Genomic DNA, 10,694 nt, shown 5'->3' on the forward strand with positions numbered 1-10,694 from the left:
AGGCCCCATCGCTTCCCCTGACTGGCTTGGCCCTGATATTCCCTCTGGTAAATGCCCTAACTGATGCTCGAACAGATTACCGACCATGGCCAACTCCTGGCCCTGATTCTTTCCCACCGCTTTCAAGCAGAGGGCATTCATTTTTTTACGCCCAATGAGCTTTCTCAACAACTGGCCTATATGAAATATCCTGCGGGGAAAGTGATTCCGGCCCATGTGCATAACCCTGTACCCCGCGATGTTCTATTTACCCAGGAAGTGCTCTTTATTAAGCAGGGCAAACTACGGGTTGATTTTTATAGTGACCAACAGCAGTACCTAGAAAGTCGTTTACTGGAAGCCGGGGATGTCATTCTTTTAATTACTGGGGGCCATGGTTTTGAGGTGATCGAGGCCTTGGAAATGATTGAGGTCAAGCAAGGCCCCTACGTGGGAGAACAGGATAAAACCCGTTTCCAAGGGATTCAGGGTCATCAGGCCCGGCTTGGCCCACTCCCCTAAAGTCGGCGCCAGCGTCGGCCATCACGATTGATCAGATCTTCAGCCTCACTGGGCTCCCAGGTACCGGCTTCGTATTGGGGCACCGTACTGGGCTCAGCCGGAGCATCCCAGGCGGACAGGGCCGGAGTCACGACCCGCCAGGCCTCTTCTACCTCATCGGCTCGGGTAAAGAGGGTCTGGTCTCCGAGCATACAATCGAGCAGCAAGCGATGGTAGGCATCGGCGGTGGCCACCCCAAAGGAGGAACCGTAGCTAAAGTCCATTTCCACGGTACGGGTGCGGAGTTCGGCCCCAGGCATCTTGGCCTCAAAACGCAGGGAAATCCCTTCGTTGGGCTGGATACGCAGACTCAAAATGTTGGGATTGGTCTGGTGAGCTACGGATTGAAAAATAAGTAGGGGAACTTCCCGAAACTGAATCGCAATTTCACTCACTTTCTTGGGTAAACGCTTGCCCGTGCGCAGATAAAAGGGGACTCCTTGCCAGCGCCAGTTGTCGATCATTAGTTTCAGGGCCACAAAGGTGGGCGTTGTGGATTGGGGATTGACCCCCGGTTCTTCTCGATAACCGGCGACGGGCTTGCCGCGCATCCAACCAGCTTTGTACTGGCCACGGATGGCACAATTTTCCAGATTATCGGCGTCAGCTAAACGAGTGGCCTGGAGCACTTTAACCTTTTCATTGCGGATGCTATCGGCATTGATGGCATTGGGAGGTTCCATGGCTGTTAGGCAAAACAATTGTAGAAGATGATTTTGTACCATATCCCGCAATGCCCCGGAGGTTTCGTAGTAGCCAGCCCGGTCTTCCACTCCCACTGTTTCTGCGACGGTAATTTGCACGTGGTCGATGAATTGACGATTCCACAGCGGTTCAAAAATCGCGTTGGCAAAGCGGAAAACCATCAAATTTTGAACGGTTTCCTTGCCGAGGTAATGATCAATACGATAAACTTGTTCTTCTTTACAGACCCGCTGAACCACCTGATTCAGGGCCTTAGCCGAACTTAGGTCTTTACCAAAGGGTTTTTCAATTACAATGCGATGTTTGAGGGGATCCTTGAGCATGCCTGCAGCCCCTAATTGCTTAATCCCCGGCGGAAAGAATTTAGGTGAAACCGCTAGATAGAAGACGCGATTGCCTCTTGTGCCTCGGCTTTGATCCAGGCCATCTAGGAACTGTTTCAGGGCCTGGTAACTGTCGGGATTATCCATGTCGCCGGAAAAATAAAATAGGCCCTGGGAAAATTCCTGCCACAGGTCTTCACTGCCAATGCCATCGGAAAATTCTTCAATACCATGGCGCATTTGTTCCCGGAAATAGTCGTGGCTCCAGTCCCGACGGGCAAAACCGACGATGGTCAACTCGGGGGGCAAACGCCGCTCCCGTTTCATCTGATAAATAGCTGGGACGAGCTTGCGTTGGGTGAGGTCACCGGAGGCCCCGAAAATAATCAGAATTAAGGGCTCGGGGGTACGTTCTTGGCGGAGTCCAATGCGGAAGGGATTTTCGAGTAAAGTTACCATGGCTATTTTTGTCCTGTGACCACTAGGCTAAAAATAGCGTACAAATCCAAAAGCGCAGGCCAGATCTTGCAAAAGTCTTAACAAATGATGGGGGCCTTATACCAAATCTCTGAAGCCCGCCTATACAACTGGCCCCAACTGTCCTCCCCTTGCCAAGGGGAGGTGCCGTAGGCGGAGGGGTAAATATCTATAGCTCTAATTTGGAGAATTGGTATTAACGAGGGGCAAGGGCTGGGTAAGCGACAGCGGAATACAATTCCCAATAACTATAGGGCCTCCGTATTTAGTTGATTAATCCGAGTTAACTCGGCGGCTGTTGGCCAAAGCGATATCCCTTGCCATAGACAGTGTGAATCAGGGCCGGTTCTCCTTCGGCTTCAACTTTACGACGCAGGAGACGGACTAGAGCCGCAATCACGTTACTTCCCGGACTGCTTTGCTCGGGCCAAAGGCATTGATAAATCTGCTCGTGGGTGATCAGTTGTTGGGGATAGCGCAGAAAAAGACTGAGGAGTTGCACTTCTTTGTCCGATAAATTAATCATGCGGCCCTGGCGGTAGGCCACTTGGTTGTCCGCATCTAGACTCAGGCCATCTACGCCGGCGGGTTCTGTCAGCAGGCCACTATCCCAATTAGGAGAGCGCCGGAGCAGGGCCCGTACCCGAGCTAAGAGTTCTCGCAGTTCAAAGGGTTTAACTAGATAGTCATCAGCCCCGGCATCCAAGCCCAAAACGCGGTCATCAAGGGTATCCTTTGCAGTCAAAAATAAAACTGGTGTTTGCTTGCCCTGGCAACGGAGTTGCTGACAAATTTCCAGCCCGGAATAATGGGGTAACATCCAATCAAGAATGAGGAGGTCGTAGTCCTGGGCCAAACCTAGGGTCAAACCCGTCTGGCCATCCGCGGCCACTTCCACCTGATAACCCTCACGGCCCAAGACTTGACTGAGGGGTTGGGTCAGGGCCATTTCATCATCCACCAGCAAAATTTTCATCACAAAATTATTATGAAACCAACCTTTAGCAGTCAACGGGATTGGGAACAAGCCGAAATCCTAATGCAGCCGGCCCTGATCCGTATTCTCGATCACCTGCGCCAGGCAATAGAAACCAGTGCTTGGCGAGGCACTTACCAGGAAGTGCAAGACCCCTACCCCGGTCATCAATTGATTTTAGAAGATCAGGGCCAAGCCGTTGTCTTTAGCCTCTGGGAACTCTGCTTTCAGGTCTGCTTTGTCGATTATCAACCCCAGGCCCCAGCGGCTCAGCCTGTCACCGTTGATCCGAACCTATTGACCGCTGAGAACGAGGTAGATTGGCGGGCCCTGGATCACAAAGCTAAACACTTGATCGACAATATTTTTGCGGATTTAGCTGCCAAAGGGGCCTGAATGGCTACAGTTTTGCTGAATGGAAATCGAGATAATAAGAAACAAGATTTTGTCCGGGCATCGGGAGGACAAACCATGAAACCCCGCATTATCGTCTGTGGCTTGGGCCAAACCGGCTATCGTATTTTTAGTTTGTTAAAACAACAGGGGGCCGATGTCGTGGGTATCTCAACCCAGGCCATTGCAGGCGAAAATCCCCAACGGATTGTGGTGGGCGACCTGCGTTCCCCGGCGACCTTGGCCCTGGCCAAAATTCAAACGGCCCAAACCCTCGTCCTCGCCACCAGCGACGATGCCCTCAATTTAGCCATTCTCACCCAGGCCAGAATTCTCAATCCCGGCATTCGCGTGATTAATCGTTTGTTTAATCATACGTTGGGAGACCGCCTAGACCAGACCCTACCTGATCATCTGAGCCTAAGCGTTTCGGCCCTGGCCGCGCCGATTTTTTCCTTTGCAGCCCTGGGTAATCAGGCCATTGGCCAATTGCGCTTGTTTAATCGCACCTGGCCCATTCAAGAAATTGTGATCGATGCCCAGCACCCTTGGCGTGATCTGCCCCTCAGTGACCTCTGGGACGATCCCCGACGCATGTTAATTCATTACCTACCGGCTCGGGGAGAGATGGATTTGGTTTCCGCGGTGACCCAGGGCCAGACCTTGAAGCTCGGCGACCATCTTATTGTCGGTTTACAGCCCCAATACCGCCAACGTCGGGGTTCTCTTTGGCCCAAACTGCTGAAGGTGGTGACCAATTTGCGCCAGTACCAACGCTACATTCGTCAGGTGCTTTGGGTGTCCCTCTTCCTCTTGCTGATGATTTTGACGGCCACCTTTACCTATATTTGGGTCAATCAAAAAATTTCCCTCGTTGATGCTCTCTACTTTTCGGTGGGCATGATTACCGGAGCCGGGGGCCAGGAAAAAGTGGCTGAAACCTCCCCCGATGCGGTCAAACTCTTTACCACCGTGATGATGATTGCCGGAGCTGGTGTCGTTGGCATTTGCTACGCCCTCCTCAACGATTTTGTCCTTGGTAGTCGTCTCAAGCAATTTTTAGATGCGGCCAAACTCCCCACCCAGAATCACTATATTATTTGCGGTTTGGGCGGGGTCGGCATGGCTATTCTGGAACAGTTGCAAGGCCAGGGCCATGAAGTGGTGGCCATCGAAGTGGATGATGATAATCGCTTTCTTCACACGGCCCGGTCTTTGGGCATTCCTGTGATCGTCGAAGATGCCTGCTTAGAAGCGACCCTCAAGGCCGCCAATATCCATAAGGCCCAGGCCATTTTGGTGGCTACCAGTGATGACACCGTGAACTTGGAAATTGCCCTGACGGCCAGGGCCATTGCGCCCCAATTACGAGTCGTATTGCGCTGTCAGGATGCCCAGTTTAGTCAATCAGTGCAGGAATTATTTGAATTTGATGCCGTCCTCTGTCCCTCAGAATTAGCGGCCTACTCCTTCGCAGCTGCCGCCTTGGGGGGCAAAATCTTAGGCAATGGCATGACGGAAGACCTCCTCTGGGTGGCCCTGGCGACCTTAATTACCCCTAATCATCCCTTTTGCGACAAGGTGGTTCAAGAGGCGGCGATGGCCATGGACTTCGTGCCTCTGTACTTGGAGCGTGCCCAGCAGACGATCCATAGTTGGGAACTCCTGGAAACCCGCCTGAATTCTGGGGATGTTTTATACGTGACTATGCCGGCTATGAAACTCGACCAGTTGTGGCGGATTCCCCAAACCGATCTACAACTCCTCTAGGCCCAGATGCCCTGTCGTGACTTAAGCATTTCTTAATGTGAACAGACTGGGGCCGCAAATATTCTGATTAATTTATTATTAATCTTCTTTTAACCTCTCTGCAATGATTTTGGGATTATATGTTTTGTGAGTGAAAATATTTTTCGGGCCATGCCTTAGTCTCTCCCAGGTCATCACCATTCCCATTGACGGCTGGCTATGCCTCGCCCTCAAACCTATTCCTGGTAGCGGTAGTCTGCAATACCTTCGCCTGAAAACGGTTATTCTATGGTGAAAGCTTGAGGTTCACGCTCCTATTCCCGAGACGGTTAGTTACCACTACCATTAGGTTGCTTACTGTCCTACGTTAGTCCCTTGATCAACAAAAACGCTTATTTTTAAACCCCTCTGCCGTGAATCTCCTACAATAGCCATCAAACTGAGACCTTATATTCATCGACTAGGTAAGTAACTGCTGTGACGATCATGATGCCCCCTCCCCTTTCTAGTTCTGCCAACCTGACTCAAACGGAAGGAACGCTTTATCGCGTCTTGCAAAAGCTCATCATCAATCAAGCATCAGGAAAATTAATTGTCGAAAATCCCAGTGATTCGTCACTACACTGGCGTATTTACCTCGGTAATGGCAGAATTCACTTTGCCGGCAGTGAAAAAGGGCAATCTGAGCGACTCGGCTACCTACTCCAACGCTACGTTCCCAATAAAACCTTCCAACTCCCGGAAACGATTACTGATGATTACCAATATCTCTGTGACCTCTGGCAGTCCGGGGAATTTAGCTTCCAGGAAGTCCGCTCTATCCTCGCGAAATTTACCCAAGAGGCCCTGATTCAAATTCTCTCCCTGAAGCAACCCCGCTGTCATTTTGAAAATACGGTGGGGTTAGAACATCTTCTGCTCTACCTCGACCTCAAACAACTGATGGTTCCGGCAGAACAGCAAATTAAATACTGGGCCAAACTGCGGGCTGAGATTCCTTCCGTGCTCTATCGGCCCACGGTCACCGAACCAGAACTCCTCGACCAGTTTGTCAGCCGCCATCTACTCCTCGATAGTAAACAAGGGACGCAATTCCAGCTTGTGCGGTCGTTGCTGGAGGAAAAATTGTGTTTGTACGAATTAGCCCAGCGAGGTCAAACCAGTACGCTAAATACGGCTTTGGTACTCCAGCCTCTGATTAAGACCGATGTTATTAAACTGTTGCCCTACGAACTGCCCCAGGCGGATAACCGCCCCGTCGTGGCCTGTGTAGATGATAGTCCTTCAATCCAGCGGGTAGTGTCCTTTACCCTAGAGGCCAGTGGTTTTCGAGTCATTAATATTAAAGATCCGGTTAAGGCCCTAACGGCCTTACTTCATGCCAAGCCCGACCTCATTTTAATGGACATTAACATGCCGGAAATTGATGGTTATCAGCTCTGTAGTCTCTGCAATAAGTCTAGTGCTCTGAAGGATATTCCCGTTGTTATGTTAACGGGAAGAAATGGTATTCTTGACCGAGTTAAAGCTAAAATGGCTGGGTCGGTGGGCTATATTTGTAAGCCTTTCCTACCCCAAGAATTGGTGCAGACGGTTAGCACCTATATTTCCCAATCCTCTCCCTCTAAGGAAGCATAATGAAACGTATTTTAGTTGTCGAAGATTCTAAATCAGAGCAATTATTAATCTCTGGTCTATTAAAAACTTTGGGTGCTGAAATTATCGCCCTGAGCGATGGCAATTCTGCCATTCAATGGCTGACGGATAATCCAGCGCCGGATTTGATTTTTTTAGATATTGTTATGCCAGATATCAGTGGCTATGATCTCTGTCGTAAAATTCGTACAGACCTTGGTTTGGAGACGGTTCCTATTGTTTTTTGCTCCACAAAAAATGAAGAATACGACCGCTTTTGGGCCCTCCGTCAAGGGGGTAATGCCTATCTAACCAAGCCCTACAGTCCCAGTGACTTGATGAAAACAGCTAAGGAATATTTAGCTATTTAACGCTCAATACTTTGGGAGCAGTGGCATGGAAGAGAAACGGCATTATGGCGAGGATTGAGCAATGGTAAAGGATTTTTTCTGGGTTGAACTCACATCTGCTCTGTCCCTGGCGATCCCCCTAGAACAAACCGCTGAAGTGTTATCTATGGGGCCGACGGAGTTGTGCCCGGTGCCCGGAATTAAACCCGCGTTTCTGGGGGTTAGCAACCAACGGGGCCAACTACTCTGGGTGATTGATCTGAATCATTTATTGGGAGAACACAAAGCCCCGGCCCGTCGTGTCATGGGTCGTACCGTCGGGATTGTCCTGCTCAAGGATAGCTTTCGGGTAGCAGGATTGGTGGCCAAGCTCAATGGCATTATCAGTCTTGACCTTAACGTCTCAGGCCAAGCTCCCCAGCGACCTTGTTTGCAGGCCCAGACGCGCATTGACGGCCAATCTGTGGGAATTCTGGACGTGGATGCGGTATTCCAGGCCTTACAAGGGCCCAACCCGACCCCAATTTCCCTTGTTTCTTCATCCCATTAATCCTTGGAGATTACCATGACTGCTACCCAAGATTCCTCCCCCAAAACGCTTTTTTCAGCGGAAATTATTGAACTCCAGAAGGCCGTTGACCAAGACCCCAACGACCTCATTGCCAGGATGTCCTTGGCCAGTGCCCTGGAGGAAGGGAAATTTTGGAGTGAGTCCTTGGTACAGTACCAAGCGGTGAAAAATCTGGCAACGGACGAAACGTTCCAGGCCGTAGCAGATAAGGCCATTGCAGATCTCCAACTCAAACTGGGCCAGTCGGCTACGGTCTCTGCAGAATCTCGACGATCCTACCGCCAGGGCAAGATTGATGTAACGGCCAATGCCACGGATGTCAGTTTTTGGCTACAGGAAACCGCTCTCCAGGAACGTCAGTACCCGGAAGAAGTGGTGGCCCTCCAGCAAGCAGCGGCGGCCAACCCCAGTGATATTGTGACCAAGATCGCTCTGGCCAGTGCCCTGGAACAGGTCAATTTTCTACCGGAGGCGGCGGCCCTCTACCAGGAAATTAAGGCCTTAGATACCGACCAAACCTTTAGTGCCACCGCTGACCAGGCCCTAGCAGGGATTCGGGCCAAATTAGAGAAGGAAGCGGAAGCCTCCGTTGGCCTATCCTACCGACAGGGCCTGATTGAAACGGGTTCTTCGGAAGAGCAAGCGGCCCTAGAGCAGGAATACGAAGCGGAATTAAAGGCAGGGAAATTAGTCCCCGAGAGCTTCCGGCAGAGCTTGCTCAACCTGCCCATTGCCTACAAGCAATTTATTGCCTTTTTAACCTGTAGTACGATTTCGGTGGTAGGGGTTGTTGGCGCTGGGATGGCCATTGCCCTCTACTCAGGGCGAGCCCAACTCCAGAGCCAAGCCTCGGCGGAATCCCTCGTGGCGGAAATTAACTACAACATTAAAATCAACCAGATGAAGTTGGGCTTCCGGGGTCAAGCCGAAAACTTAGCCATCATCCAAGCGGCTCGTCTATCGGCTCAGAAAAAGCCTCTACCAGCGGATCTTAAGGAACAGGTACGCCAAATCCTGAACAACGAAATTAAGGCCCGTAACATCGAGTACGCAACCCTGGTGGGTAAGGATAAAAAAATTATTGCCAATGCCAACTTTGACCGAGCAGGCGAGACCTTCGACCCCAGTGGCTTGGTGAAAACTGTCCTTAGCAATCCCCAACAAATTAGTCAGTCGGCCCTAATTACAAAAACCGATCTCGAAAAGGAAGGGGCTCCCTTCATCACTGAGTTCATGAACGCCGATAACACCAAAGGTCTGATTCGTTTTACCGCAACGCCGGTGCAGGATCCGAAAACCCAGGCTCTCCTTGGTGTCTTGATTGCCGGGGATTTGGTAAATAACAAAAATTCAATTGCCACGGACACCGCCCGGACCCTGGATGGTGGTTACACGGCGGTTTACTATACCGAAGACGGTAAGCAACCGCTCCTCGCCAGTTCTGTCCTGCAACAAGGTAAGGGAGAAAATGCCACCTTCGTTGATAATCTCCCCCTGGCCGACCTCAGTATTCTGCAAAAGGCCCTCAAGGGGGACAGCAAAAACCTCACCACTCGCTCTAAGGTGGAGGGCCTTCCCCTGACCATCGCGGTACAAACCATTGCCGATACCCAGGGGAAACCCCTGGCCTTTCTGGTGCGAGGAACGCCAGAAACCAACCTGGAGGCCTTACTTCAACAAACCTTCCTCCTCCAGTTAGGGGTCGGGATTTTGACCCTGATCTTCGCGGCGGTGGTCGCTTCATTGTTAGGCCGTGCCCTGACGCAACCCCTGAAGCAGTTACAGTTAACAGCCCAGCGTCTGGGGGCAGGGGAATCGGGGATCCGCGCCGCTGTGGCCTCGGAGGATGAGGTCGGTCAATTGGCCAAAACCTTCAATGAAATGGCCGACCGGGTGGAAACCTACACGAAAACCATTGAAGAGGCAGCCCGTCAACGTCAGCTAGAAGCGGAAACCCAACGTCAGCAAAAAGAAGAGCTCCAGCAAGATGCGATTCAACTCCTTCTAGACATTGAAGAAGTGGCGCGGGGGAATTTAACCATCAAATCCCAAGTACAAGCCGGAGCAGTGGGTTCCATCGCCGACGCCTTTAACGCCACCATTAGCCGACTCCGCGCCCTCGTGCAAAAAGTATTGCTTACCGCCAACGAAGTAAACGAACGAGCCCTCCGCAACCGCAAATCCGTGACCAGCTTGTCCTACAAAGCCATGGCAGAGGCCAAAACCCTAGAGACAGCTAGCCATTCCGTAGAAGAGATTGCCGCCTCGATTGAGTCGGTGTCCGAGGCGGCCCAGAATGCCGCGATGATTGCCCGTCAGGGTAGCCAGGCGGCCCAACAAGGTCAAGATACGATGGATAAAACTGTCAACAGTATCTACAAAATTCGGGGCCGGGTAGCGGAAATTTCCAAAAAATCGAAGCGTTTGGCGGAATCTTCCCAGGAAATTTCCAAAATTGTTGGGATTATTTCCGGTATTTCCGAAAAAACCAACCTACTGGCTTTTAACGCCTCCATTGAGGCGGCTCGGGCGGGGGAAAATGGCCAGGGTTTCCGGATTGTGGCAGATGAGGTACGACGCCTGGCAGAAATGGTAACGGCCTCGGCCCAGGAAATTGAGCAGGTGATTTTGCGGATTCAGGAAGAAACGACCCAAATGACCCAGATGATGGAGGAAAGTACGACAGAAGTTGTAACGGGAACCCAACTGGTGCAAACCACGAAGGAGACGCTTCAGAATTTAGCGGGCATTAGTCAAGAAATCGACCAGTTGTTAGCCTCCATTTCCGAGACCACGGAATCCCAGCGCTTAACCTCCCAACAGGTGACGAAAAAAATGCAAAATATCGCGACGGTTTCCCAGAAGACCTCCGAACGATCGGCGGTGGTGGCCAAGTCCCTGGAGGAACTGGTGGCGGTGGCGGGGACCCTAGAAGAGGCCGCCGGTCAATTTACCGTGGACTAACGCCCTCGGTT

The 10,694-nt window shown here is 51.3% G+C and carries 9 protein-coding genes; 7 read left to right on the forward strand and 2 right to left on the reverse strand.

Annotated features, from left to right (window positions below):
* The first annotated feature begins 63 nt into the window (after window positions 1-63).
* Window positions 64-501 carry a hypothetical protein gene (locus tag ABXS88_RS11430; RefSeq protein ID WP_353672175.1) on the forward strand — a complete coding sequence of 146 codons (438 nt, stop codon included), beginning with the start codon at window positions 64-66 and terminating at the stop codon, window positions 499-501.
* Here the strand turns inward: ABXS88_RS11430 and zwf are convergent.
* Together zwf and rppA are read right to left on the reverse strand one after the other, a co-directional pair.
* Window positions 498-2,027 (reverse strand): glucose-6-phosphate dehydrogenase, encoded by a 1,530-nt coding sequence (zwf, locus tag ABXS88_RS11435; protein WP_353672176.1) that lies wholly within the window; start codon window positions 2,025-2,027, stop codon window positions 498-500. The two genes, ABXS88_RS11430 and zwf, sit on opposite strands and share 4 nt — an antisense overlap.
* Before the next feature lie 301 nt (window positions 2,028-2,328).
* Window positions 2,329-3,021 (reverse strand): two-component system response regulator RppA, encoded by a 693-nt coding sequence (rppA, locus tag ABXS88_RS11440; RefSeq protein ID WP_353672177.1) that lies wholly within the window; start codon window positions 3,019-3,021, stop codon window positions 2,329-2,331.
* Between the two features lie 12 nt (window positions 3,022-3,033).
* Between rppA and ABXS88_RS11445 the strand changes: the two genes are divergently transcribed.
* The 6 genes from ABXS88_RS11445 (at window position 3,034) to ABXS88_RS11470 (ending at window position 10,683) form a co-directional block, all read left to right on the forward strand.
* Entirely contained in the window at window positions 3,034-3,417 is a 384-nt protein-coding gene (locus ABXS88_RS11445) for a hypothetical protein (protein ID WP_353672178.1), read from the forward strand.
* Between the two features lie 75 nt (window positions 3,418-3,492).
* Window positions 3,493-5,184: an NAD-binding protein gene (locus ABXS88_RS11450; protein WP_353672179.1), complete on the forward strand. Its 1,692-nt coding sequence runs from the start codon at window positions 3,493-3,495 to the stop codon at window positions 5,182-5,184.
* A gap of 465 nt (window positions 5,185-5,649) precedes the next feature.
* Window positions 5,650-6,801, forward strand: a complete 1,152-nt coding sequence (locus ABXS88_RS11455) for a response regulator (protein WP_353674812.1) — start codon at window positions 5,650-5,652, stop codon at window positions 6,799-6,801.
* On the forward strand, window positions 6,801-7,169 hold the full coding sequence (locus tag ABXS88_RS11460; RefSeq protein ID WP_353672180.1) for a response regulator: 369 nt from the start codon (window positions 6,801-6,803) through the stop codon (window positions 7,167-7,169). Before ABXS88_RS11455 ends, ABXS88_RS11460 begins: the two co-directional genes overlap by 1 nt.
* A 61-nt stretch (window positions 7,170-7,230) precedes the next feature.
* Entirely contained in the window at window positions 7,231-7,698 is a 468-nt protein-coding gene (locus ABXS88_RS11465; RefSeq protein WP_353672181.1) for a chemotaxis protein CheW, read from the forward strand.
* Window positions 7,699-7,713: 15 nt separating this feature from the next.
* Window positions 7,714-10,683, forward strand: coding sequence for a methyl-accepting chemotaxis protein (locus ABXS88_RS11470; RefSeq protein ID WP_353672182.1), 2,970 nt, complete (start codon window positions 7,714-7,716; stop codon window positions 10,681-10,683).
* The last annotated feature ends 11 nt before the right edge of the window (window positions 10,684-10,694 follow it).

It is taken from the genome of Synechocystis sp. LKSZ1 (assembly GCF_040436315.1).
GTDB lineage: Bacteria > Cyanobacteriota > Cyanobacteriia > Cyanobacteriales > Microcystaceae > Synechocystis.

What these genes read in the sequence shown, in the direction of transcription:
- ABXS88_RS11430 (WP_353672175.1), top strand. Translation starts at nt 64, where the DNA reads ATGCTCGAACAGATTACCGACCATGGCCAACTCCTGGCCCTGATTCTT.
- rppA (WP_353672177.1), bottom strand. Translation starts at nt 3,021, where the DNA reads ATGAAAATTTTGCTGGTGGATGATGAAATGGCCCTGACCCAACCCCTC.
- ABXS88_RS11460 (WP_353672180.1), top strand. Translation starts at nt 6,801, where the DNA reads ATGAAACGTATTTTAGTTGTCGAAGATTCTAAATCAGAGCAATTATTA.
- ABXS88_RS11465 (WP_353672181.1), top strand. Translation starts at nt 7,231, where the DNA reads ATGGTAAAGGATTTTTTCTGGGTTGAACTCACATCTGCTCTGTCCCTG.
- ABXS88_RS11455 (WP_353674812.1), top strand. Translation starts at nt 5,650, where the DNA reads ATGATGCCCCCTCCCCTTTCTAGTTCTGCCAACCTGACTCAAACGGAA.
- zwf (WP_353672176.1), bottom strand. Translation starts at nt 2,027, where the DNA reads ATGGTAACTTTACTCGAAAATCCCTTCCGCATTGGACTCCGCCAAGAA.
- ABXS88_RS11445 (WP_353672178.1), top strand. Translation starts at nt 3,034, where the DNA reads ATGAAACCAACCTTTAGCAGTCAACGGGATTGGGAACAAGCCGAAATC.
- ABXS88_RS11470 (WP_353672182.1), top strand. Translation starts at nt 7,714, where the DNA reads ATGACTGCTACCCAAGATTCCTCCCCCAAAACGCTTTTTTCAGCGGAA.
- ABXS88_RS11450 (WP_353672179.1), top strand. Translation starts at nt 3,493, where the DNA reads ATGAAACCCCGCATTATCGTCTGTGGCTTGGGCCAAACCGGCTATCGT.